The sequence below is a fragment of the Sinomonas terrae genome (assembly GCF_022539255.1).
Classification (GTDB): Bacteria; Actinomycetota; Actinomycetes; order Actinomycetales; family Micrococcaceae; genus Sinomonas; species Sinomonas terrae.
Genome location: NZ_JAKZBV010000001.1, coordinates 3,316,474 through 3,339,972 on the forward strand (window position 1 = coordinate 3,316,474; position 23,499 = coordinate 3,339,972).

Annotated in this window: 19 protein-coding genes; 7 read left to right on the forward strand and 12 right to left on the reverse strand. The window is 63.1% G+C overall.

Annotated features, from left to right (window positions below; translation table 11 throughout):
- Positions 1-39: 39 nt before the first annotated feature.
- The 8 genes from L0M17_RS15310 to L0M17_RS15345 all read right to left on the reverse strand — a co-directional run bounded on the left by L0M17_RS15310 (position 40) and on the right by L0M17_RS15345 (position 10,052).
- Positions 40-2,046 (reverse strand): glycoside hydrolase family 127 protein, encoded by a 2,007-nt coding sequence (locus L0M17_RS15310; protein ID WP_241055047.1) that lies wholly within the window; start codon positions 2,044-2,046, stop codon positions 40-42.
- A gap of 64 nt (positions 2,047-2,110) precedes the next feature.
- Complete coding sequence (locus tag L0M17_RS15315; protein WP_241056470.1) at positions 2,111-3,253, reverse strand: Gfo/Idh/MocA family protein; 1,143 nt, start codon at positions 3,251-3,253, stop codon at positions 2,111-2,113.
- Entirely contained in the window at positions 3,253-4,047 is a 795-nt protein-coding gene (locus L0M17_RS15320) for a ThuA domain-containing protein (protein ID WP_241055048.1), read from the reverse strand. The genes L0M17_RS15315 and L0M17_RS15320 overlap by 1 nt, the downstream gene beginning before the upstream one ends.
- Positions 4,048-4,069: 22 nt before the next feature.
- Positions 4,070-4,936 (reverse strand): carbohydrate ABC transporter permease, encoded by an 867-nt coding sequence (locus tag L0M17_RS15325; protein WP_372498029.1) that lies wholly within the window; start codon positions 4,934-4,936, stop codon positions 4,070-4,072.
- A complete protein-coding gene (locus tag L0M17_RS15330; protein WP_241055050.1) occupies positions 4,933-5,904 on the reverse strand; it encodes a carbohydrate ABC transporter permease in 972 nt (323 codons plus the stop codon). Before L0M17_RS15330 ends, L0M17_RS15325 begins: the two co-directional genes overlap by 4 nt.
- A 61-nt stretch (positions 5,905-5,965) precedes the next feature.
- The gene (locus tag L0M17_RS15335) at positions 5,966-7,183 is read right to left on the reverse strand and encodes a sugar ABC transporter substrate-binding protein (protein ID WP_241055052.1); all 1,218 of its coding nucleotides are present in this window, start codon (positions 7,181-7,183) and stop codon (positions 5,966-5,968) included.
- Between the two features lie 156 nt (positions 7,184-7,339).
- Positions 7,340-8,365 (reverse strand): LacI family DNA-binding transcriptional regulator, encoded by a 1,026-nt coding sequence (locus tag L0M17_RS15340; RefSeq protein WP_241055054.1) that lies wholly within the window; start codon positions 8,363-8,365, stop codon positions 7,340-7,342.
- Between the two features lie 394 nt (positions 8,366-8,759).
- Positions 8,760-10,052: an ATP-binding domain-containing protein gene (locus L0M17_RS15345; protein WP_241055056.1), complete on the reverse strand. Its 1,293-nt coding sequence runs from the start codon at positions 10,050-10,052 to the stop codon at positions 8,760-8,762.
- A gap of 335 nt (positions 10,053-10,387) precedes the next feature.
- Between L0M17_RS15345 and L0M17_RS15350 the strand changes: the two genes are divergently transcribed.
- From L0M17_RS15350 to L0M17_RS15365, 4 genes are all read left to right on the forward strand, one after another.
- Complete coding sequence (locus L0M17_RS15350) at positions 10,388-11,860, forward strand: MFS transporter (RefSeq protein WP_241055058.1); 1,473 nt, start codon at positions 10,388-10,390, stop codon at positions 11,858-11,860.
- A 222-nt stretch (positions 11,861-12,082) separates the two neighbouring features.
- A complete protein-coding gene (locus L0M17_RS15355; RefSeq protein WP_241055060.1) occupies positions 12,083-14,269 on the forward strand; it encodes a glycoside hydrolase domain-containing protein in 2,187 nt (728 codons plus the stop codon).
- 255 nt (positions 14,270-14,524) lie between these two features.
- Positions 14,525-14,896 carry a hypothetical protein gene (locus tag L0M17_RS15360; RefSeq protein ID WP_241055062.1) on the forward strand — a complete coding sequence of 124 codons (372 nt, stop codon included), beginning with the start codon at positions 14,525-14,527 and terminating at the stop codon, positions 14,894-14,896.
- 137 nt (positions 14,897-15,033) lie between these two features.
- Positions 15,034-15,582: a hypothetical protein gene (locus L0M17_RS15365; RefSeq protein WP_241055064.1), complete on the forward strand. Its 549-nt coding sequence runs from the start codon at positions 15,034-15,036 to the stop codon at positions 15,580-15,582.
- 166 nt (positions 15,583-15,748) lie between these two features.
- Here L0M17_RS15365 and L0M17_RS15370 read toward each other — a convergent pair whose 3' ends face one another.
- On the reverse strand, positions 15,749-16,726 hold the full coding sequence (locus L0M17_RS15370) for a hypothetical protein (protein ID WP_241055066.1): 978 nt from the start codon (positions 16,724-16,726) through the stop codon (positions 15,749-15,751).
- A 950-nt stretch (positions 16,727-17,676) separates the two neighbouring features.
- Here L0M17_RS15370 and L0M17_RS22960 point away from each other — a divergent pair.
- Both L0M17_RS22960 and L0M17_RS15375 read left to right on the forward strand, forming a co-directional pair.
- Entirely contained in the window at positions 17,677-18,627 is a 951-nt protein-coding gene (locus tag L0M17_RS22960) for a glycosyltransferase family 2 protein (RefSeq protein ID WP_372498030.1), read from the forward strand.
- Positions 18,628-18,689: 62 nt separating this feature from the next.
- Complete coding sequence (locus L0M17_RS15375; RefSeq protein ID WP_241055068.1) at positions 18,690-19,748, forward strand: glycosyltransferase family 1 protein; 1,059 nt, start codon at positions 18,690-18,692, stop codon at positions 19,746-19,748.
- On the opposite strand, the gene L0M17_RS22965 is transcribed toward L0M17_RS15375, so the two are convergent.
- Positions 19,687-20,169, reverse strand: a complete 483-nt coding sequence (locus tag L0M17_RS22965) for a carboxypeptidase-like regulatory domain-containing protein (RefSeq protein WP_372498031.1) — start codon at positions 20,167-20,169, stop codon at positions 19,687-19,689. The two genes, L0M17_RS15375 and L0M17_RS22965, sit on opposite strands and share 62 nt — an antisense overlap.
- A 9-nt stretch (positions 20,170-20,178) precedes the next feature.
- Positions 20,179-22,377 carry a catalase/peroxidase HPI gene (katG, locus tag L0M17_RS15380; RefSeq protein ID WP_241055070.1) on the reverse strand — a complete coding sequence of 733 codons (2,199 nt, stop codon included), beginning with the start codon at positions 22,375-22,377 and terminating at the stop codon, positions 20,179-20,181.
- Between the two features lie 300 nt (positions 22,378-22,677).
- Here katG and L0M17_RS15385 point away from each other — a divergent pair, with 300 nt between their 5' ends.
- Complete coding sequence (locus tag L0M17_RS15385; RefSeq protein ID WP_241055072.1) at positions 22,678-23,046, forward strand: hypothetical protein; 369 nt, start codon at positions 22,678-22,680, stop codon at positions 23,044-23,046.
- 7 nt (positions 23,047-23,053) lie between these two features.
- Here the strand turns inward: L0M17_RS15385 and L0M17_RS15390 are convergent, their stop codons facing one another.
- Complete coding sequence (locus L0M17_RS15390; RefSeq protein WP_241055074.1) at positions 23,054-23,296, reverse strand: hypothetical protein; 243 nt, start codon at positions 23,294-23,296, stop codon at positions 23,054-23,056.
- Positions 23,297-23,499 lie beyond the last annotated feature (203 nt).

Genomic DNA, 23,499 nt, shown 5'->3' on the forward strand with positions numbered 1-23,499 from the left:
CCGGGACAATCCGGCGGGATTAGGGGGCGCCTCGCGGAGTTACTTGGTGGGGATCCAGATCCGCATCGCACCCGGGTCGCCGTTTCCCCACGTGGCGTAGGGGCGGAGGCGCAGGATGGTGCGCTCGGAAGACGGCCGCGTGACTTCCCTCCGCGCATACAGCCGACGGGTGCCACCTTCCCTCACCGCCCCGGCCGCCTTGAGCATGGGCCCAAGCTCGGTCGTCGCGTCCGTCTCGGCGAGCGGCTCCTCCGGATCGATTGTTGCGCGGTCGACGTCGGCCTCGTTATCGCGCTGCTCGAGGCAGTAGACGATCGGGCCTCGCTGCACGGCTACGCAGCCGCGGATGGCGTCGATCCTCTCGTCCGGGACGAGCACATGCGGAGTCAGGTCGAAGTCGATCTCGACGACGGTGCCGGCAGCGAGCGCGTTGTCGAGCCGGATCCAGCCGTCGTTGGGCTCGGCGTGGGTGGGCTCGGCGTCGTTGGGCTCGGCGTTGGTGGGCTCGGCGTCGTTGGGCTCGACATCGGCTGCGCCGTTGACGACGACGCTCGCTCCCCCGCACCATCGGGGAACCCGCAGCGAGAGCGCGCCGATATGCTCCGCGTCCGCCGCCCCAAAGCCCTCAGTGACGCTGATGCGAACCCTGCCTTCGACCGGGTAGTCCGTGTCGACGTCGAGCACGCAGCGGGTCCCGCCCACCTCCGCTTCGATCCGCGAGCGCGTGTACTGCACGAGCTGCAGCTCGTTGCCTCGGACACCCGCGAGATACCCCTCCATGCTCGCGAACGTGCGCATGAGGTTCGGCGGGCAGCACGCGCAGTTGTACCAACTCAGCCGGGTGGCCGCCGCGGTTTCCTCCTGAACTGAGAGGTGGTCAGCGCGCAGCTGCAGGGGGTTGCTGTAGAAGAACGCATCGCCGGATTCGGCGAGGCCGTCTGCGACCACGTTGTAGAGGGCCGTCTCGAAGAAGTCGGCGTACTTCGCCCCGCCGGTGGCCAGGTACATCCTCCACGCCCAGTGCATGGCCGCGATGCCGGCGCAGGTCTCCGCGTAGGCCCGGTCACTCGGCAACTCGTAGGCGTCACCGAACGCCTCGTCCCGATGCCGCGATCCGGTCCCTCCCGTGACGTAGCTGCGGCGCGAGAGCATATCGTCCCACTGCGTCTCTAGGGCCGCGAGCAGCGTGGCGTCGCCGGTCTCGAGGTAGACGTCGGCCGCGCCGCTGTTGAGATAGATGGCCCGCACGGCGTGGCCGCGCATGACCTCCGTCTCGCGTACGGAAGCGTCGTCCTGGTAGTAGGCCTTCCCGAAGGCGCCGTCCCCGAGGCACCCGGCTCCCCGGCGGTCGATGAAGGCGGCGGCGGTGTCGAGATACTCGCGCTTCCCCGTGAGGCGATAGAGCTCCACGAGCGCGTACTCGACCTCGGGGTGCCCCGGGTACACGGGCGATTCCGGTCCCCCGAACTCCCGCACGATCAGGTCGGCGAAACGGGTCGCGACCTCGAGCAGGCGGTCGTCGCCGAGCGACCGCGCGGACGCCACGGCGGCCTGGATCAGGTGGCCCGCGCAGTACAGCTCGTGCCCGAACGCGAAGTCGGTCCACCGCTCGCGCACGGTGGCGTGGTCGCGACGCGGAGCCCCGCCCTCGTCGGCGAGCTGATAGGCCGTGTTCAGGTATCCGCCCTCCTCCTGTGCCTTGTCGAGGAGCGCGACGGTGTCGTCATAGAAGGCCCGAAGGGCGGGATCGCCGCCGTGCCCGAGCTCCCACGCAATGGCCTCGAGCGTCTTGTAGACATCGCTGTCGGCGAAGACGAGGCCGCGGAACGGCGCGTTCGAGAGCCCGGCCGCGCTGCGGAAATTGTCGAGGTTTCCGACGGCCTCGAGTTGTTCGAGGCCGTGCGGGATCGTGCGTTCCCGGTTGCGGCGCTGCCAGCGGCCGAGCACCCCGTCGCCGAGCGTCGTGCCCTGGTCTGGCGGGGTCACGACCCCGAAAGCCGTAGCGGCCACTGGAGCGGCGGAGACGGAGGTGGGGCTAGTGGTCATCGTGGCTCCCTTCCGGCCGTGGCGGGCCGGCGTCGTCGTTCGTCGTTCGTCGATGTCAGGCAAGTCAGGCTGGGCGTTGCGCCGTCAGCGCAGCCCTTCCGGTCCTCGCGGACGCCGAGCCCCACGACCGCAGGGCCTCGCGCACGTCATCGCGGCGCTCGTTCTCGAGCGCGGTGCGGTAGGCGTCTTCGAGCACGACGGCGAGTTCAACCGTGCGCCCGGTCGCGGCGGAGAGCACGGCGGCCTCGACCATCGCGAGACTGTGGACGTTGGAGTGGACGTCGCCGGAGGGGGTTTCGCCGGTGCGCAGCGCCGAGACGAACTCGTCGAGCGCGCCCGCGATCTCGGACCGCACCTCCGGCACCTCCCCCGCCCACGCGCCGTCGTCCTCGGCTTGGACGACGGCCGGTTCGCCGTCGCCGTCCCACACCGCCGTGCCGCGTGCCCCGCTCACTCGCCAACGGCCGTTCCACGAGGTCTCGAGCCCGGGGCTGCACCAGCTGCCGGTGTAGGCGTACCGCGTTCCGCCGTCGAACGTGAAGAGCGCGTTGGCCGCTGCATCGCCGCGGTACCAACTCCAGGCCGGGTTGAAGGTGCGGCAGTCCACGGTGACGGGATCGGCGTCGAGCAGGTAGCGCACGGCGTCGAACGCGTGGATCGCCATGTCCACGAGGAGGGGATGCTCCATCTCCTCCCGGAAGCCGCCGAAGTGCGGCGCCTTGAAGAACTCCGTGGTGACGATGCCGACGTCGCCGAGCGTCGCCGTCATGCTCTTCAGCTTTGCCAGAGCCGGGTAGTAGCGGCGGGACTGGCTCGTCATGAGCAGCTGCCCGGAGACCTCCTCGGTCGCGATGAGCGAGAGCGTCTCGGCGACGGTCGGCGCGATCGGCTTCTCGCACAGCACGGGCAGTCCGGCCAGGAGCGCCTCGGTGTTGACCGCGTGGTGCGCGGGCGGCACGGTCACGTCGATGACGGCCTGCGCCCCGGACTCCGCGGCGACCGCGGTGAGCGAGGAGCCGATCACGACGTCGAGCCCGTGCTCCGCGGCCGCGCGGTGGGCGAGGTCGAGGTCAAGGTCGACCAGACCGACGAGACGAACAGCAGGCGTGCCCGCGATCATCCGCAGCCACGCGCGCCCCATGTTCCCGGCCCCGACGAGGACGAGGCGCAGCGGCCCGTCGTCGGGCACGACGGCGAAGGAGCCCATCAATGGTCGACCCTGTCGCGCATTGCACCCTGGTAGCCGTGGCCGTTGAAGAAGTCGCCGGACTCGTAGCGCAGCAACACCGGGATCTCCCGCTTCTGCCGCTCGCTGGCCGCCCACTGCACACCGTTGGCGATGACGCGGCGCACGTCCTTGTGGTGGTACACGGGGAAGTCCTGGTCGCCGGGGCTGAAGTAGAAGATCTTCCCGTTGCCGCGCCGGAAGGTGATGCCGCTGCGGAAGACCTCTCCCCCGGTGAACGAGCTGATGAAGACGATCTCGTCCGGCCTCGGGATGTCGAACTGCTCGCCGTACATCTCCTGCTGCGGGATCTCGATCGGGTGTGGGACCCCCTGGGCGATCGGGTGCGTAGGATCGACCGTCCATACGAGCTCGCGGTCGTTCTCGCTCCGCCAGCGCAGCGTGCACGTGGTGCCCATGAGCTTCTGGAAGATCTTCGACCAGTGTCCGGAGTGCAGCACCACAAGGCCCATGCCTTCGAGGACGTGCCGGTGCACGCGCTCGACCACCTCGTCCGAGACCTCAGCGTGTGCCGCGTGGCCCCACCAGGTCAGCACGTCGGTCTCGGCAAGGCGTTCCTCGCTGAGCCCGTGCTCGGGGTCGTCCAGCAGCGCCGTCGTGACGCTGACCCGCTCGCCGAGGTTCTCCTCGATGCCCTCCTTGATCGCGTTGTGCATGCCGTCCGGGTAGATCTCGGCGACGTGCGGCTCCGCCTGCTCGTGCCGGTTCTCTCCCCAGACGACGACGCGCAGTCGCCTTCCATCCTTGGTATTCATGGTTTCTCCTTCTGTTTCACGATTACTTGACCGCGCCGCCGAGCGCGCCGGCCGCGATGTACTTCTGCGCGAGAACGAGCAGCACCCCGGCCGGGATGGACGCGATCACGGCCGTTGCCATGACCGGGCCCCACTCGGAGACGTTGGCGCCGAGGTAGTTGTAGATGCCCAGGGTGATGGGGCGGACGTCCGGGGTGCTGGTCAGCGTCAGGGCGAAGAGGAAGTCGCCCCACGCCCCGAGGAAGGTGAACAGCGCCGCCGTGATGATCGCGTTCTTGCTGATGGGCAGGACGATCGAGACGAACGCGCGGAAGTTGTTCGCGCCGTCGACCAGCGCCGCCTCGACGAGGGTCGCCGGGATCGACGTCATGAATGCGCGCATCAACAGGATCGAGAACGGGATCTGCGCCGCGCTGTCCGCGAGGATCAGGCCGAGGTACGAGTTCAGCAGGCCGAGGTTGTTGAAGAGCGTGTAAAGCGCGTTCGCGATGACGATCGTGGGGATCATCTGCGTGATGAGCAGGACGAACACGAATCCCGTCATCCCCTTCATCTTGAAGCGGGCCAGCCCGTACGCCGCCGGCGTGGCAACCGCGAGGGTCAGCACGACGGTGCTCACCGAGACGATGAGGCTCGTGACGAGGTTCCCGCCCTGCTGCGCGAGGGCCGTCTGGTAGCCGGCGAACGTGGGATGGATCGGGAACCAGTCCGTGTTCACGGCGCCTGAGTTCGCCTGCAGGCTGCTGTTGATCATCCAGTAGACCGGGAAGACCATGATGGCCAGAAAGATGATCCCCAGCACCGTCATGGGCCATTTCCTCGAGGGCCGGTTGCGGTCCTTCCGTACGGCGCTCGGCGCGAGGATCACCTGCTGTGTGGCCGTCGTCATTCGTCGACCTCCTTACGGGTCATCGAGAGGTACACCAGGGCGAAGACGAGCGAGACCGCGATCAGCACGTTGCTCACGGCGGCGCCCTGGCCGAACAGGAACTGCACGAACGAGTTCTGGTAGGCCCACGTCGCGAGCGTCTGGGTCGAGTTCGCCGGTCCCCCGCCCGTGAGGCCGAGGATGATGTCCACCACCTTGAGCGTGTAGACCACGCCGAGGACGACGACGACGCCCACCACCGAGCGGATGCTCGGCCACGTGATGTGCCAGAAGGCCTTCCACCCGACCGCGCCGTCCAGCGACGCCGCCTCGTAGAGCTCCTCCGGCACGGCCTGAAGGCCGCTGTACAGGATGGTCGTGTTGAACGGGATGCCCAGCCAGATGTTCACGCCGATCACGGCGACCAGCGCGAGGCTCGGGCTCACGAGCCACGGCACCGGGCTGACGCCGAAGAGGCCGAGGAACTGGTTGAGCGCTCCCGAGCCCTGGTCCAGGATCCACTTCCACACCGCCGCGGAGGCGATGAGCGGGAGCAGCCACGGCAGGAGCAGGAGCGAGCGGAGGAACCCGCCGAGCGGGAAGCGCCGCTTGAAGAACAGCGCCAGCGCGAGGCCGATCGCGAACTGGCACACGATCGAACCGACCGTGAACAGCGCGGTGTTGATCACCGTCGTCGTGAACAACGGACTCGTGAAGACGGTGACGTAGTTCGCGAAGCCGACCCACGGCGCCTCGCCCGTGTAGAAGGTGGTGGTCGTGTAGTTCTGCAGCGACATCATCACGTTCTGCACGATCGGATAGCCGAAGAAGATCAGCACGAAGAGGACGGCCGGTGCGACGAAGAGCCATCTGGCCACGTAGCGGCCAAAGCGGGGCCTGCGCCGCGGCGCAACCGGGCCGCTCGCCGTCGGGCGCTGGCGCCGGTCAAGGCGACCCTTCACCGAGGTCATGTCACTCACTGAGGTCATGTCACGCTCCTTTGCGGATCGGATGCCGGGGGCGGGCTGGGCCGCCCCCCGGCTGACCGGTCTACTTGTTCTGCGCCTGCGCCTGCTGGAGGGCGTCCGACGGCGATGCCTTGCCCGTGAGGGCATCCTGGACTGCGGTGTAGATGGCGGTCGCGGCCGTGGGCCACTTCGGGCCGAGTTCAGCCGTGCGGGCGCGAGCCGTCTTCACGGTCTCGACGAAGGATGCAACCTGTGGGTGGCTCTTCGCCCAGTCCGCGGCGGCCGATTCCTGAGCTGGCACGTTGCCGGAGATCTCTGCGTCCTTCACCTGCATCGCGGGAGTGTTGATGCACTGGACGAACTTCGCGGCCAGGCCCATCTTCGTCTTGTCGCCAGTCTGCGGGACGTTGAAGGTCTCGCCGCCGAGCGGGGAGACGATCTGCTGGTCGGCCGTGCGGGTGGGGATCGGCACGCTCGCGAAGTTCAGGCCCTTCGTGGCGTTGAGATGGGGAAGCTGCCACGGGCCGTTGATCATCATGGCGGCCTTGCCGGCCATGAACTGGTTGTTCACGTCCTGCTGGCTCCACGTCACCGAACTCTTCGACATCGAGCCGTCGTTCTGCAGGGCGACGTCGAACTGCAGGGCCTGCTGGGCGGCCGGGCTGTTGATGTTCTTCTCGTCGCCGCCGTTCGTCCAGAAGAACGGCAGGAACTGCCACGTGCCCTCGTAGGTGTTGATGTTGCTCATCGCGAAGCCGTAGACGCCCTTGCTCGGGTCTGTCAGCTTGGCCGCGTCAGCCTTGAGCTCGTCCCACGACTTGGGCGGCGTGAGGCCCGCGGCCTTGAGCATGTCAACGTTGTAGTACAACGCAATCGAGTTGATCACGGGAGCCAGGCCGTACAGTTCGCCGTTGTAGGTGCCAGCGTTGACGACGCCGGGAACGTCGCCGGCCGGTGCACTCACACCGAAGTTTTTGAGCGGCGCGAGCGCGCCGGTCGAGGCGATCTGCTGCACGTCCGGGTTGTCGAGCATCAGGACGTCGGGCAGGGTCCTCGACGAGGCCTGCTGCAGCACCTTGGCGATCAGCGCCGCACCGGCCACGTGCACCGGGTTGATGTTCGCGCCGATCTGCTGGCCGCAGTCCTTGTAGAGCGGATCATAGGTGCTGGTGTAGTAGTCCTCGATCGTCAGCGTCTGCTTCCCACCAGAGGCGGAGGTTGATCCCGACGAGCAGGCCGCCAGGGCGAGCGCGAGGGAGGCCGCTCCGGCGAGCGCCGCGACTACGCGTGAATTCTTCACAGAAAAGCTCCTTTGCTTCTTGGGGAAGGTCCCATCTGAGGTATGAGTTCGGAGGTGCGAGGCGGTTTGTTGGTTGTCGGTTTTGCATGTCGATGCGTATCGATGATGCGCATCGATTGGTGCTGTAGTGGGACTGGTTGGAGGGGTTGGGTTCTGTCAGCGCTTGGGGCGCTGGCTCAAGGTGCTCTTCCGCCTCTTGAGGACGGGGCGGACGAGCTCCACGGCCTCGTGGGGCCTGGACGTGGGGTCGGTGAGGTCACGGACGATCATGTTGACGACTCGCCGGGAGACCTCGTCGGGTTCGAAGCCGATGGTGGTCAGCGGGATGTGCTGCCGCTCGGCAAGGCTGTCGGAGCAGTTGACGACGACGGAGACGTCCTTCCCGAGGACGAGGCCCAGGTTGTTGAGGGCTTCCACGAGGAGATCTTGGTTGGCGGCGTCCGGGGCGATGAAGGCGGGGATGCCCTTCGTCTGCTCGAGCGCCTTGGCGACGGCCTTCTCCATGCCGGAGATCGTGATGCGGCCCGGTGCGTGGAGGACCTTGAGGCCTGCAGCCGCGGCCGCCCTGTCGACGCCGCGGTGGAACCGCTTGACGTAGTTCATCGCGTGGCGTCGGACGACGGCGTCCTGCCAGTTCACGAGCGTCACCGTCTCGTGGCCCACCTGTGCGAGTTCCTCGACGCACAGCTGCCCGGCGAGCTCGAAATCGGCGTCGATGCACTGGAGGCCCTCGTGCCTGTCGGGGATGCCGATCAGGACGCTCGGGACGGGGAGGTTGCGGATGACGGGGACGCGGGCGTCGTCGCCCTCGACCTGCATGATGATCAGCCCGTCGACCAGCTGCTGGCCCACCACCCGCTCGAGGCCGGCGGGGCCTTCGTCGTCGGTGACGAGGAGGATGTCGTAGTCGCTCTGCCGTGCAGTGGTGGCGATGACCGAGATGAACCCCATCATGGATCCCCTGTGCAGGTCCGGCACGAACGGGATCGCGAGGCCGATGACCTGGCTGCGGCGGCTGGCGAGCGCCCTCGCGCCGGCGTTCGGCTGGAACGCGAGCTGGGCCATGGCGTCCTCGACGCGCTTGCGGGTCTTCTCCGAGATGGGCCGCCGGCCGCTCATGACGTACGAGACGGTGCTCTGCGAGACGCCCGCGAGACGGGCCACGTCCTTGCTGGTCGGCATCGGCCACCTCCTCGTGCTCGTCGAACCGTATCGTCGATGCGTATCGAGAACGAGTATGGCATGGGTCACATCGGCAGGGCAAGGGCTCACGCGAGCCAAGCGCCAGACAACGACCACCCCGAGAACTAAGCCCTGAGGTCGCCCCGCAGCGGAATGGCACGCCGACATCCAGAATGCCCTGCGGATCCATGGCATTCTTGACCGCGGTGCATTACCGCCTTTGCGGTCCAAACAGACGGGGCGGAGCACCCCGCTTCTGGGGACTGAACGCGACTCCCAATGCGATCGGCCGGGTCCCAACGCGATCGGCCGGGCCAAGACGACGCGGAGCCTTCGGTGTTGCCAACAAGATCCGCTTGCACTTCAGCCACGGAAGCAACTAAAGATTGACTGTCTACGGTTTATCCGGGAGCGTGGCAATTTCTTCGTAGAGCCGCTCAATTACTGCAGGGATGAGTCGGGGCGCAACGCTCTGCGCCAGCTCCTCACGGTAGTGCTTGACCCAAACTTCAACAATTGATTGAAGATTTGAAGGCAGGGAGCTGAAGGGCTCACTTGGCCTTGGCCCTCCAGCTGGCGCGACAGCCGCAGTCAATGCAACTGCCGCCGAAATAGCCCCGTCAAGGGCGTGGGGTACCGCGGGCATCGGAATCGAAAACGGATCGATCAGGGGTGGCGGCTCCACCTGAGCTTCACTCACGAGCGGTGAATGGAAATCCATTTCATTCTCAGCCGTTCTCGACAACGCTGCCGGCGGAATGAGCTCTTGGAAGAGGCGCGGCACGTTTCCTTCTGGAATAACAATGTCCAGCATCGTGGTCGTCCGCGTGAGCGCTATGTAGAGAAGCCTCATCCCATGAGGCATTTCGGCGATGCGCTGGGGGTCAACAACGATGACCGCATCAAACTCCAAGCCCTTTGCATCTTCAGGGGCGACCAGATTGATCGCGCCCGAGAGCTCACCGGAGCTTGATTCAGCCCACTTGAGTCCTTGCTGGTCAAATGCGATACGGAGATCCTCCCAGCGGTCGGGGTGGGCGATGACGCCGACGAAATAGCCCTTACTACGGTCAATAACTGCTTTCGCAACCGCGCAACTGAACTGATCTTCAGCCACTATTGTCCAGATCGGTTCCTGGTCCACATCACGCAGGACCAATGGCGCTTCTACCTTGGGCGCGGCTTCGGCGAGAACCGGGAGGGCGAGATTGAAGGCCTGGCGGGGAACACGATAACCATGCTCAAGTCTGGTCTCCTGGGATGGGAGCCCCATCATTAGGGCCTTTTCCACTGAGTCCCATGAGTCGCGAGCATGCGGACCAGTCGATTGGGCAATGTCGCCGACGACGGTCATAGACCCGCTGCGCGAGCGAGCGCGCAACGCGAGCAACTCCATGTGCGAAAGATCCTGCGCTTCATCGACGACAATGTGCTCGTATTTCTGCGGCACCCCTCGCATCAGCGTCTGGGCGAGATCCACCACTGCCAAGTCCGCTTTGGTCCACGGCTCGTCTGCCATCCGAGCGACCATCGGACGATACAGGAGGTCCAACTCGCCTTCATCAAACCCCTTATTGGCTTTAATCAGTCGATCGCGGGAGCCGTACAGCTCCCGCACGAACTGCGCGGGGGTCAGCTGGGGCCACATACGCTCCAGGGCCCCTTCGATCGAGCTCGCGTCCAGCACGTTCTGCCCCCCGTCGCCATACCGCACAAGCCTCGATCGCTATCCGCTCGCCACCGCTGGCAGCCCTTGCGGCAACAAGTACCAGCCGTCACAAGAGCATCTGCGCGAGCAGCACGTCCGTCAGCGGCAGGTCCATCCACGCACCAAAATTCTGATGCGCAGAAAGTGCTTGAAAGCTCAAGGAAGCAACCTCTACCATCGTCTAAGCGATATTGGAACGTGGAGTTCTATTATCGAACGCGCTAACGAGGGCGCGTCAGTCACAACGATGTGAAACGAGGGAAACCCATGGCTCTTCCGGTCCCCGCAGCCGCCCGAGCGGAGAACCGCCTCCGGTGAGCACCGCACCCACCGCAGTCTCCGCGCGCAGCATCAATGCTCGACTCGACCGCCTCCAGGTTTGGTCGCTCTCCCCGTCCTTCATCGCCATCATCGGACTGGGGTTCCTGTTCACCTTCTACGACATCTTCGACATCAACGTCTCTTTCATCCAGACGTGCGTAAGCCTCCAGAAAGGCTGCACGCCCGAGACCGCGCTCGACGCCCTGCCTCTTCCCGTAGTGCTCAACCTCGCGGGCTACGTGGTCGGGACGCTCGTCCTCAGCCCGGTCGCCGACCGCATCGGACGCCGCAACATGCTGCTGTTCACGATGCTCATCACCGGCCTCGGCTCCCTGTACACGGCGTTCTCAACCGACTACCTGAACTTCACCATCTCCCGCATCGTGACGGGCATCGGCATCGGCGCCGACCTCGCGATCGTCAACACCTACATCAGCGAGGTGGCGCCGAGGCGTTCTCGCGCGAAATTCACCACGGTCATCTTCATCATGTCCGCGCTCGGCGCGTTCTTCGGCATCTGGCTCGGCCTCTGGCTCACCACGCCAGCGACGCCGTGGCCGCTCGGCCTCCCGTTCGCCGTCGCCGGCCCCGGGTTCGAAGACGGCTGGCGTTGGATGTACGGCATCGGTGCGATTCTCGCCGTGGTCGCGATCCTGCTCCGGTTCGAGCTTCCCGAGTCCGCGAGGTGGCTGGCTCAGCGCGGGCGGCTCCAGGAAGCGGACAAGACCGTCGCTGAGATGGAGCACCGCGCCCTCCAGAAGGGCCCGCTCCCCGAGCCTGCCGCTGCCGCTACTCTCGAAACGTCCGACGACGCCGGTGCCGCCGCGCGTGCGGAAGGCGCCAAGCCGTCGTCGTCCGCGCCCTACCGCGAACTGTTCGGGAACCCGTTCTACCTCAAGCGAATCCTCCTGCTGCTGGTGATGTGGTTCATCGGGTACATCACCGTGTACTCCTTCGCGGCAGGGTTCACGGCCGTGCTCACGTCGCTGCATTACGCTCCGCCCGAGGCGGGCGTCATCGCGGCAGTCGGGACCATCGGCTTCGTGGCCGAGGCCGTGATCATGTCCTTCATCGTGGAGAAGCTCGAGCGGCGGGTATGGCTCCCGATCGCGGCGGTCGTGACCCTCGCCGGCGCGTTCACCGTGGCTCTCGCGGGCACCGACATCCTCATCGCGTTCATCGGTGCAGCACTGATCTTCGCCGGCTTCAACATGTGGGTCTCCCCCACCTACGCCCTCACCGCCGAACTCTTCCCGACCCGTGCCCGGACCACTGGCTTCGCACTCGTCGACGGCGTGGGCCATATCGGTGGCGGAATCGGCGTCCTCGCGATCGCTCCACTCCTGCCGCACCTCTCCGTGCTCTGGGCGCTGCTCCTCATCACCTCCTTCATGGTGGTGTCGGCAGTCATCGTCCAGTTCACGCCGCACACGCGGAACCGGCACCTGGACCACGTCTCGCCCTAGGACGGCTGGCTCGCCTCTAGATGAGGCATCAGGCAGCGAACGACGACGGCGCGCATCTCCCAAGGGGTGCGCGCCGTCGCTCATTCCGTAGTCCTTGCTTCCTGCCCCGGATTCCCTCAGTGGGAAGGATGCATGCACATCAGTAGTAGAAACTTCACTATTTTTAACTACTGATCGCACGGACAACGGCTGTGACACTCAGAGGAGCTAGAGGGGAAGCCCATGGCAGACAAGATGGTGCTACGCGCTCAACAGTGGATCAACACCTACGCGGTGAGCGGAATACCCAACGTGGAGGAAGACGGGCGGACGAGCTGGGCCGTCATGTACGCGCTCACCCGGATTCTCCAATACGAACTCAAGATAACGAATCTCTCAGACAACTTCGGTCCGATCACGCTCAGCCAACTCGGAAGTCAATATCCCCTCATCGACGACACGTGCCGCAACGCCGCCATCGTTCGCGTGGCGCAAGCAGCCCTGTACTGCAAGGGCTACGACGGCGGTGAAATCAATGGCGTCTTCGACAGCCGCACTGCAAGGGGCGCTAGCACTCTGAAGCAGAATATGGGGCTATCAGGCGTCTGGCCCGGGGGTAGCCTCACGCCAAAGGCAATGAAGGCCCTGCTCACGATGGATGCCTACGTTCGAATTGGCAGCGGAACTGAAGCCGTTCGAAGCGTTCAGCAATGGTTGAACTCACGGTATATACATCGACGAAACTTCTTTCCAGTTCCATGCGACGGGAACTTCTCACGGGACGTCCAAAGGGCTCTCATGCTCGCAATTCAGTTTGAGCTGGGGATGGACGACAACGTTGCCAATGGCGTTTTCGGCCCCGGCACCAAGGCCGGACTGAAAAGCCAGGTCCTCGCCATAGGAGCGACCGGAGTCTGGGTTCAGTTGTTTTCTGCGGCAATGCTATTCAATCAGAGACCAGAAGTAATCTTTACGGACGGATTCAACACCAACCTGCGGGACCACGTCATTGGGTTCCAATCATTCGCGGCGCTCGCCCCCACCGGTCGGGCAGACTTCCAGACGTGGGCTTCACTCCTTGTTTCGACCGGCGACGACTCCCGGGCCGGAAGGGCATTCGATTGCATTACGACCGTTACTGCAGACCGTGCCAAAGCGCTTTTCGCACATGGTTATCGAATCGCTGGACGCTACCTCTGCAACGGAACTTCAGGCACATTTAACAAGATGATCGAACCCGGAGAGCTGACGACGATCACGGCCGCAGGCATGGCATGCTTCCCTATCTTCCAGACTTGGGGAGGAAGCCCGTCATACTTCAGTGCCGAGCAGGGTTACGCCGACGGGCTCAGTGCAGTTACCTGGGCTCGTCACCATGGGTTCAAGGCCGGGACGCGCATCTATTTCGCGGTCGACTTCGACGCACTCGACCATCAGGTCACGAACAACATTCTTCCGCACTTTGAAGGTATTTCCCAAGCACTTCACACCTACGGACCGGAGTACAAAGTGGGAGTCTATGGGCCGCGAAACGTTTGCGCGCGCGTCGGGGCCGCAGGCCATAGTTCTGCAAGTTTCGTCAGCGGCATGTCCATCGGATTCTCCGGCAATCTTGGCTATCCGCTGCCGTCGGATTGGGCCTTCGATCAAATCAAGACCATCACCATCGGCACCGAGTCCAGCCAGATCGAGATCGACAACAACATCACTTCTGGACGCGATACCGGACAACAAAATTTCGATCCGCCACAGAGAGATCCGAAACTGTACGACGTGACATTCGATATGTACTTTAAGAACGCGATGCTCAGAGACCTTAAGATCTACATGGAAACGGTTATTCAACTTGGAGAATATAGTTTCGAATTCAGTCTTAGCACTACCGATTCATATGAGATCGTGCTCAAACATGACCGATTGGTGACCGAACTCTCCAAGACACTTCGGATTCGTAAAGCATTAATCCAAGCACCTCTATTCTGGGAATTGCGCAAACGAACCAAAGTCGATGATGCGACAGATCTTGGAGTGGAATCGTACTACAGAGGTCAGGGTGGAATCGACGATTGCTCAACAGGGCTGGCACAAATCTATGCCCGCACAGCAATCAGAGCAACCAATTACTGTACTCAAAACGGGATTATCGCTGGGACCACTCTCGATCCCTCGAACACTGCCCACGTGTGGATGATCTGGCAGATTCTCCACAATCAGGACGACAAGAACGTAGAAACGGTTCCCCTGGTTCTACTTCACGCTGCAGGCATGCAAGGACTGGGCAGACCAGGACTAGAAGCCAGCGATGACGTCACGCGCCAAACTCTCCAGAGGTATAACGGGACAGGTGATGCCGCCGTCAAATATGGCTATGAGTTGCTTGGTGTGTACCGCGTCTTCGAGAAGTACCACCGCATGCTTCGGGAGCGGTAAGTTGAAGACTTCAGACAAAGCGAAATTGTCATGGACCGACCTTTCACCCATAGGTACCACCTTTCCTCACCAGAATCATCGAGCTTCCCCTTTGCTTTTTCGGTCTCGCTTGGAGGGAATACTGAGGGAATACCATGTTTGGCAATTCTCGCGGCAATCAGTACGATTCTCATCATCGGCCCGGTGGAAACAGTCATGCTCCCTAGCATTGCTGGGATACCCTCTTCAATCTTGCCTGTGGCCTAACGAGGTGCGATGACTGAATCACCGCGTCCAGGAATGCGCTATCGAGGATCTAGGGCAGTTGCTGTAAAAATCACGGGAATCTCCCTCGTGCTTGGTCTCGTCGAAGTGATCCCAGCTATTACCGCCCCCTATACGTTCACCCAACTAGTGGTGGCACCGCTCGCCCCCGAAAACGCGGACGCGACCTTCGACGAGGATCCGTTCCTCGTTGCCGTCCTCTTCATAGCCGTGCCGATCCTGTTACTCTTCGCGTGGTTCCTAATCGCCGGTTCATTAGCTCACAATTCTGCCACGCCAAGGCGAGTTTGGGTTCTAGGAGTCATCGGACTTGTTTTCCCCACGGTTACTGTCTTCATCACGCAGATTCTGATTTGGGGCTGATATTTGTTATGAGACACTCATTCACCCGTCGGACACTAATCAGCAGCGGGTTTGCGGTGGCTGGGGCGACCGTGCTCCTTGCTTCTTCTCAGCCAGCACTGGCCGAGAGCCCGGACTGGGAAGGCCAACGGAGAAGGATGCTCGCGCAAGCTGAGGCAAGAAAGCGCCAGCTTGTCCCGGGTTGGAACACGCCGAACGGCTGGGCAGCTGAGAATATGGCGAATGCCGGAGGCACGATCTGGACGAGAGAGGTGGCAAGTACCGCCGTGGTCCTGACAGTTCGAGACGACGAGCCGCGCGCTGTGCTTGAATACGTGGTCCAACGCTTCAATGCCGAGGTTCACTCCCTGAACGCGACCGACGCCGTTGGTTTCGATCCGGCTACCCGCGGTCGTGGCGCTCTGGCCAATCTCGCTTCAGGAACAGCCGTCAATATCCTGCCTGGTTTCTATCCGAGGGGTGGAGGCGACGAGATGTACGATCACGAGGTTCGAACTGTCCAAGACATTCTGCGAGGGTGTGCAGGACTTGTCGGCTGGGGCGGGGAGGCTCGGCCTCGCTCCCAGGGCTTCTTCTATCTACAGGTACCACCCGGCTCACGCCTGCTTAAGGACTGGGTCGCAAAGCGGAGAGAGGATCGCGAGCATCTCGGCATTCCGGCGGTGGGGCGGCCGCTCGGGGTCTGATTAGACGGCTATAAGGAGACTGCAACGACCAGTTTCGTGATCAACGAGCGTCGCGATCGCGGTTCGAAGGCAGACCACTGGAGGCAGAGGGCCCGCATGATCGCGAGCTATCGAGGCTATGTCTATCTCACCAAGAAAGCAAGGTCGCGGCTTGCTCGGCGCTAGGTCATTGAGCCGGTGTTTTCGAAGCATTCTGCAATGCGATAGCAGCCGACTTCGCCAATGCTTTGATTTGAGGGTTGAGTTCTGCCAACAATGATTCGTTCTGCTCCAACCCTCTTTCCTTCGCACTTGTCATCGCCTTGACCCAGTCTTCACGTGCTCCCGTCTCAATCGAACACCGGTGCATGGCAACTGCAGCATTTGCTTCCTCAGCTGTCGGGATGTATCGCCCTACAGGTTCCGCAGGTACCACCTGGGCGGGCCCTCGCCTACCGAGATCCGGCCACTTCTCGACCGGCGCTGTTCCAAGGGGAACCCCAAAATCAACGCCCCAGAGAGGTGCCTTGTTAGGACCGTCTGGGTCCACTGGATACCCACTCTTGCCCATGCACGAGAGGACTCTATCTGTGAGTGGCCCACGATTCTGTTTGTCGACCACCGCTAGAATCTCTGCAAGGCGGTTGCCAAGGGAAACGTAGGCCTTCACAAGGTGAACAAATCCCCCTATTGCGCTGGACGCCGATTCCTTGCACTGTTCGGAGAGCAGACGAAACGAAGGGTCACTCACGTTCACGAAGGAATCGAGACCTGGCGTATCACGTCCGAAGCCAACCGACCTTGCGTATTCCTCATTTGGGTACCAAGGCAGTTCCGAGAACGACATAAAGGTGGACTTGAAGTCCGGTGTCGTAGCAAGTGATCGGAACGAATTAGCTTTCTGAGCCGCAAGCACTTCCAGAAACTGAGGAAAGCCGCTTTCGGCGTAGCATTTATACTCAAGTTCGACCGTGGCGGAATTAATAGCCAGCAGATCGTCAGCAAGATATGCATTGTAGAGGTCATTTGGGTCGGACGCAACCGATGGGCGCGAGCGCACCTCGGTCGAAGTGCTAATCGAGTGCTGGCTGCTGGAGCCAGAACTTCCTTCCGAAACACCACAAGCCGTCAGCCACAGCGCCATAAAGAGGCCGCCGACCTTCAACGGTCCCCGGTTACACGAGCGAGCCAACCCTTGGGTCGCCCGCAAATGACGAATCCTTCTCATCATCGTATGTGTACCGCCCCACCGATCACCGGAGAATTGAAGCTCCCACGAAACCAACGCGGTCGGTACGGCGAGTCATACCAAATCCCCCAACTGACATCCCTGTAGGTGACCCAGCCACTGTTATTGCCCGTTGAGAGGTAGCGAAGACCGTACAAGGTTGTGGCAGCGTCTCCGGAACTTACGAAACAGAGTGACCTGCCACCATCAGTAGTCAATTTGAAGAAATCGGTGCGGTTACCGCAATCGACGAGACTAGTAGCATTTGCCGTGGGAACGCCCACTAAACCAGCTCCGCCAATCAGTGCCAAGCCCAGCGTTGCAACTACCATCTTCCTGACAAGTTTCATTTCCCCACCTAGATAGCTTCCCGTACTCGCTGTTAGAGCAACCTCAGAGTTGCAGTAGCGCCAGCATGCGGAGTTGAGCAACGCGCCGCGGTCTCCTTCGCCATCTCCTCTCTCTGCCGTCCCGTCGCGGTCGGTTACTTGTACGTTTCCCTCCATAGAAGATCGGGACGATGTCGTTCAAGATGCGCGGAAGCACCGACAGGAATCGCTGATGAACGAACTAGCTTTGCATTGGCTACTTGTTGGAGCTAGTGGGTGCCTGTTGGGCCTCTCGGCGTCAATCGACTGCTATCGATCAGTCACCTGTCTCAGTGGAGGGAATGCAAAATCAGTACCTTCCAGCGGTGAGTTCCGTGCCTAGACCAGCAGAATCTCCGTGACGTCCGCACGAGTGTTGGGGGTTCGACGCTCACGTCGGCCAACGTCGAGGCTTTCAGCATCACTGAGATACATCGGGGATCGAGAGACTAAGTGGCTGACTCGGCAAGTTAGCCTTCCCTGGTGAACCGCGCGCAGGCGGAAGGAGTGCAAGCCGTCGTGATCGAGGTCTCTGTCATAGTTCCGGTGCGAAACGCCCCGAGGACCCTCGGGGTCCAGCTTGAGGCACTGCTCGAACAGGAGAACGCGCCCCGATACGAGGTCGTCGTCGTGGACAACGATTCGACAGATGGCACTGCTGCAGTCGCGGATGCCTACTCGGCCCGGTACCGCCAGTCCAACCGGGCCGAACTCCGTCTGGTCTCCGCTCCCGCTCATCGAAGTGCTTCCTATTCGAGGAATGTTGGCGTTCGTTTCTCACATGGGTCCAAACTGCTGTTTTGCGACGGAGACGACTGCGTGCCGGCACATTGGGTGTGGCAGGGGGCAGAACTGCTCGAACAGTGTGACCTGTACTCGGGTGCCGCCGTACCGCTGAGAGATGAACACTTCCCAGATGCGGTCGCTGGGGTCCGGCAATGGCTCGGAGATGATTCCGAGCTGTGTCCTCTTGAAGACCACCAGCGGAATGCACCATTCCCCGTTCTCATGGGCGGGAACTTTGGCATCCGAAAATCCACCATGCTTGAGCTTGGAGGATTCGATCACTCGATGGGGTCAGCAGGAGAGGACAACGAACTCGCCTTGAGGATCAGGGCTTCGGGTCGTTCAGTGCTCACCACCCCCGGGGCAAAGCTCGCTTATCGCATCCGAACCGGTCATCGCAGTGTCTTTGCCGCAGCGCGGCGCGGAGGAAGAGCGCATGCCCTGAACGCACACCGGTATGGGCTATGGCGGGAATCGGAAGTCGTTGGCCACGGACGCTGGTTCAGCGGGCTTGCCTCGGCTTTAGGGTCGGCGGGCAAGATGCTCGTCGCGCCCCAGAGCCGAGACCTCGACGGGATCTCCGGACGGCTTGGCACGACTTGCGGAGCCCTCGAGGGGGGCTGTCCTCTACCGGGTGCACGGGCGTTCGGGAAGGCCCGAACTCCGCGTTGGCTTCGAAGGTGACAGTGAGCACGAGGTCCGACTTCCATCCGCTCCGAGCGAGAAATCCCAGTGAAGGCTGAGAAATGAACAATCTGGATATCATCTTCACGCATCCGGGGGGCCGCGGTTGGGCGCCAGTTGTACGGCTTGCTCACTTAGCATCAGATCTTCTCGAAGCTCGTCTTCTTCAATACACCGACGCTGGGTACACCAAAGCTCTCTTGGCCCGCGGTCTCTTGCCTCCATTGCGCGGAGGCCGTCGCCGAGCCCTGGTGATCGCTCCGTCTCCCGTGCACCTGAACGCCTTACTCGAAGGGGTGCCGTTGCTTTCCCGGTATGAAGCCGTGGCTGCTTGGGTCATCGATTCGTTCTGGTGGGAGCGCATTCCAAGGATCGCCAGGAAGCGAGGACGCCTCGATTTCCTCTATGTGACCGACGGCGGAGACCGTGACCACTGGTCGGAGGCAACCGGAGTCGATGTTCAAGTGTTGCCGTGGGGAACCGACACACTTCGTGTAGAGCCGGTACTGAAGACCGTCGACTTGCAGAGACTCGGCCGCCAGCCCGAGAGCTGGGACGATGACGTGATGACGGGCTTGGAAGCCGGTGAACACGGATTGGTCTTCAAAGGCCGTCCGCGATTTGAGCCCACAGATCTGGAATCGCAGCTACACGTAGATGATGCCCTCGGCCGCGCCAAGTTCGTGCTGGCCTTCTCGAACGGCATGCACGATGCAGGGTATACGCACCCTGTGCGTGAGTATTTGACAGCACGGTGGGTGGATAGCCTGGCTCATGGGGCCGTGGTAGCAGGGGTGGCCCCCAACAGCGCCGCAGCAGATTACCTTCTCTGGGCCGGCGCTACTTTGGATTTGGGCGGGACAAATCGTGCGGAAGGGCTGGCGCGATTGAAGGACGCAGTGGCGGCTTGGACCCCCGCAACCGCTGAACGGAATCGATCCGAGGCGCGAAAGCGTCTGGATTGGCGCCACCGCCTCAAAGTGATCTCCCATGATCTCGAGCTCGCCACCCCCGCACTCGAACGGGAAGCGTCCAAGCTGGTGTGCGAAAGCTTGCGCCCTACCGAATACCCGTGTCGCACGTTATGTCCGCCCGGACTGAAGACCCTGCCCGAACGGTGACGGGAGTGTCAGGGCAACGAGGCCACCCGGCGCCCCCGACCACCAGAACGTAACTGCCGGGTGCGAGATCGAGGGCGTAGCGGCCAGCCGAATCGCTCTGGGTCGAGGCCACCGAGGCCCCAGCCGCAGTTCGCGCCTGGACAACCGTCGGGACGAGCTCTGGAGGGCACGACTGGTCCGCTCTTTGGACAGGACAAGTGGGCCCAGCCGTAATGAGGCCGAATACGCCCGTGCCGGACGACGGCGTCGAAGCCGCCGGGGCCGTCGTCGTCCCGGAAGCACTCGGCAACGGAGGTGACGAGGAAGCGGTCGGGGGTGGCGCCGTCGTCGTACTTCCCGGCGAAGTGGCCCCGCCGCAGCCCGACAGCAAGAGGCAGGCCGCGGCCATCAAAACGACGACCGCGGCCCAGCCCCTTCTCATTGAGAGCTCTCAGCGCTTGAGATCGAATCGATCCAGAGTCATCACCTTGTCCCAAGCGCGCACGAAGTCGTGAACGAACTTCTCCTGCGCGTCATCGCACGCGTAGACCTCCGCGGTCGCGCGCAGCTGGGAATTCGCGCCGAAGACGAGGTCGACGGCGGTCGCCGTCCACTTCCGCTCCCCGGTCCCTCGGTCCCGGCCCTCGAACACGTTCTCCTCCGTCTCGGACGCCTTCCACTCCGTCCGCATATCGAGCAGGTTCCTGAAGAAGTCGTTCGTCAGAACCTCCGGACGCTCCGTGAACACCCCATGCTCGGACTGGCCGAAATTAGCCTTGAGCGCACGCATGCCGCCGACGAGGACCGTCATCTCGGGCGCGGTGAGGTTCAGCATGAACGCCTTGTCCACGAGCATGGTCTCCGGCGGCAGCTTCTGGCCGGCCCGGAGATAGTTGCGGAAGCCATCGGCCTTCGGCTCGAGCACGGCGAACGAGTCCACATCCGTCAGCTCCTGCGACGCGTCAGTCCTGCCTGGCGCGAACGGGACGGTGACCTCGACGCCGGCGTTCCGCGCCGCCTGCTCGACGGCCGCGCACCCCGCAAGCACAATCACGTCAGCGAGCGAGACCTTCTTCCCACCGGACTGCGACTCGTTGAAATCCTGCTGGATCCGCTCGAGCGTCTGCAGGACCTTCGCCAGCTCGGCAGGCTGGTTGACCTCCCAGTCCTTCTGCGGTGCGAGGCGAATGCGCGCGCCGTTGGCGCCGCCGCGCTTGTCCGTGCCACGGAAGCTAGACGCCGACGCCCAAGCCGTCGAGACCAACTGCGAAACGGACAGTCCTGAATCCAGGATCTTGGCCTTGAGGGCGGCGACGTCCTCTGCGTCGATCAGCTCGTGGTCGACGGCGGGAACCGGGTCCTGCCAGAGCTGCGGCTCCGGGACCCACGGGCCGAGGTAACGGGTGACGGGCCCCATGTCGCGATGGAGCAGCTTGTACCAGGCCTTCGCGAACGCGTCCGCGAGTTCATCGGGGTTCTCGTAGTAGTGCTTCGAAATCGGCCCGTAGATCGGGTCTTCCCGAAGGGCGAGGTCCGTGGTGAGCATCATCGGCGCGTGGCGCTTCGAGGGATCGTGGGCGTCGGGAACGGTGTTCTGGGCCTCCGGATTCGTGGGCTTGAACTGCTTCGCGCCCGCCGGGCTCTCGGTCACCTCCCAGTCGTACCGCATCAAATTCTCGTAGAAGCCGTTGTCCCACTTGGTGGGCTCGTTGGTCCACGCTCCCTCGAGCCCGCTCGTGAGGGTGTACTGGCCGTTCCCGGTACCGACGAAGTTCTTCCAGCCCAGACCCATCTGCTCGAGGGGCGCGGCCTCGGGTTCGGGGCCGAGGTTCTCGGGCTTGACTGCGCCGTGGGTCTTGCCGAACGTGTGGCCGCCAGCGATGAGCGCGACCGTCTCCTCGTCATTCATCGCCATGCGGCGGAACGTCTCGCGGACATCGTGAGCCGCACCCAGCGGATCCGGATTGCCTTGCGGACCCTCCGGATTCACATAGATGAGGCCCATCTGCACTGCGCCGAAAGGACTCTCGAAATCGCCGGGAGCTGTGTAACGCTCGTCGCCCAGCCACGTGTCCTCGGGACCCCAGAAGACCTCTTCTGGCTCCCAGATGTCCTCCCGGCCGAAGCCGAATCCGAACGTCTTGAAGCCCATGGATTCCATCGCGACGTTGCCGGCGTAGACGATGAGATCCGCCATGGAGATCTTGCGGCCGTACTTCTGCTTGATCGGCCACAGGAGGCGGCGTGCCTTGTCGAGACTCGCGTTGTCGGGCCAACTGTTGAGCGGCGCGAAACGCTGAGCTCCACTGCCGCCTCCCCCACGGCCGTCCTCGATCCGGTACGTCCCGGCCGAGTGCCACGACATGCGGATGAAGAACGGGCCGTAATGGCCGTAGTCCGCGGGCCACCAGTCCTGCGAGGTAGTCATGAGTTCGATGAGGTCCCGCCGCAGCGCCTCGAGGTCAAGGGTCTTGAACTCCTCGGCGTAGTTGTAGTCCTGGCCCATCGGGTTGGACTTCGGCGAGTGCTGATGCAGGACCTGGAGGTTGGGCTGATTCGGCCACCAGTCCTGAATTGTCCGGGGCCGGCTCGCCTTCGGAGTCGGAGTCGGGATGACCGGGTTTTCGCTTTCGCTGCCACTCTCAGACACGGCTGGGTTCTCCTATCCCGTATTCGCTTCCGATCACTGACGGTCTTGGGCTTGAGGTCTTGGGCTTGAGGTCTTGGGCCGGGTGCAGGCTCGGCAGGGGCGCCCGAACTCCACTGCGCTCGGCACCCTTCGGAGTATTGAACACTCTGAGGAATCAGTAAAGGTCCGACGGCGAGTCCCCCGGTCCCGCTTGGGCACTTCCCTTGGGTGCGCACCGCGGAAGGCGCGTTCGACGACGGCGGTCGCGGCGCGCCGTCGTCCGGGTGTACTCCCGGAGGGGCAAGGCGGAATGATGGGCTAATGAGCGACGAGACGGAAATGGTCCAACGCGGCATCGGGATCCTGACGGCGACCCTCTCGTGGGAACCCGACGACCCGGCGGCGACGAAGATGTTCAAGGAATCGCTGAAGTCGCTCGTCCGGCTCGACGAGGGGGTGTCGGTTTCCTTCACTGGCGGCAGCGAAGAGCAGATCGAAGCCCTCCGCGACGTCCTCCCGCAAATCGTCGCGGGCGTCATCGAAGCCCTCGCGCCCGACTACACGCGCCTCGTGCTCGGCATGGCCGCCGGTTTCAAGACGGTTGCCGACGCGTACCGGAGAGACGTCCCGGAGGCCGACATCGGAAGGATCCTCCAGGCCGCCGCGCTGCATTTGGCGGAGGAGGAGTAGGCCGCCGTCAAAGGTCGCTTTGGCTTGCGCGGTCGAGGAGGTCTTGGAACATCCAGCGTCGGACGAGGATGGTGTCCGCGATCGCATCTACGGCGACCACGGACCAGAAGACCCAAAGTGGGACCTCCGTGATCGTCACCAAGGTCAGCACAGCAAGAAGCGATGCGGCCGTGACGTAGCTGTAGATCCTCCGCGGGCGCGTCGCGCTTCTGGCTTCGGCCCACTCTCGGGTTATGTGCAAGAAAATCACTGACGGCTCCCGGGGCGGCTTCTTGATTTCTTCAAGCCTGTCCCCAGAAATCCACCGTCCGTGGAGCGGGCGTTGATCTAGGTGCACTATTCGTGGACCCGGGGGCTGTTGCCGCATTTAGCCCGGGCGTGGCGGGCTGTTTGAGCCGGCCGTTTTCTCAACCGTCCCTCAGAGGCACGGGCGTCCCTCAGAGGCATAACCGT

What these genes read in the sequence shown, in the direction of transcription:
- L0M17_RS15310 (WP_241055047.1), bottom strand. Translation starts at nt 2,046, where the DNA reads ATGACCACTAGCCCCACCTCCGTCTCCGCCGCTCCAGTGGCCGCTACG.
- L0M17_RS15315 (WP_241056470.1), bottom strand. Translation starts at nt 3,253, where the DNA reads ATGGGCTCCTTCGCCGTCGTGCCCGACGACGGGCCGCTGCGCCTCGTC.
- L0M17_RS15320 (WP_241055048.1), bottom strand. Translation starts at nt 4,047, where the DNA reads ATGAATACCAAGGATGGAAGGCGACTGCGCGTCGTCGTCTGGGGAGAG.
- L0M17_RS15325 (WP_372498029.1), bottom strand. Translation starts at nt 4,936, where the DNA reads ATGACGACGGCCACACAGCAGGTGATCCTCGCGCCGAGCGCCGTACGG.
- L0M17_RS15330 (WP_241055050.1), bottom strand. Translation starts at nt 5,904, where the DNA reads ATGACCTCAGTGAGTGACATGACCTCGGTGAAGGGTCGCCTTGACCGG.
- L0M17_RS15340 (WP_241055054.1), bottom strand. Translation starts at nt 8,365, where the DNA reads ATGCCGACCAGCAAGGACGTGGCCCGTCTCGCGGGCGTCTCGCAGAGC.
- L0M17_RS15355 (WP_241055060.1), top strand. Translation starts at nt 12,083, where the DNA reads ATGGCAGACAAGATGGTGCTACGCGCTCAACAGTGGATCAACACCTAC.
- L0M17_RS15360 (WP_241055062.1), top strand. Translation starts at nt 14,525, where the DNA reads ATGACTGAATCACCGCGTCCAGGAATGCGCTATCGAGGATCTAGGGCA.
- L0M17_RS15365 (WP_241055064.1), top strand. Translation starts at nt 15,034, where the DNA reads ATGCTCGCGCAAGCTGAGGCAAGAAAGCGCCAGCTTGTCCCGGGTTGG.
- L0M17_RS15375 (WP_241055068.1), top strand. Translation starts at nt 18,690, where the DNA reads ATGAACAATCTGGATATCATCTTCACGCATCCGGGGGGCCGCGGTTGG.
- L0M17_RS22965 (WP_372498031.1), bottom strand. Translation starts at nt 20,169, where the DNA reads ATGAGAAGGGGCTGGGCCGCGGTCGTCGTTTTGATGGCCGCGGCCTGC.
- L0M17_RS15385 (WP_241055072.1), top strand. Translation starts at nt 22,678, where the DNA reads ATGAGCGACGAGACGGAAATGGTCCAACGCGGCATCGGGATCCTGACG.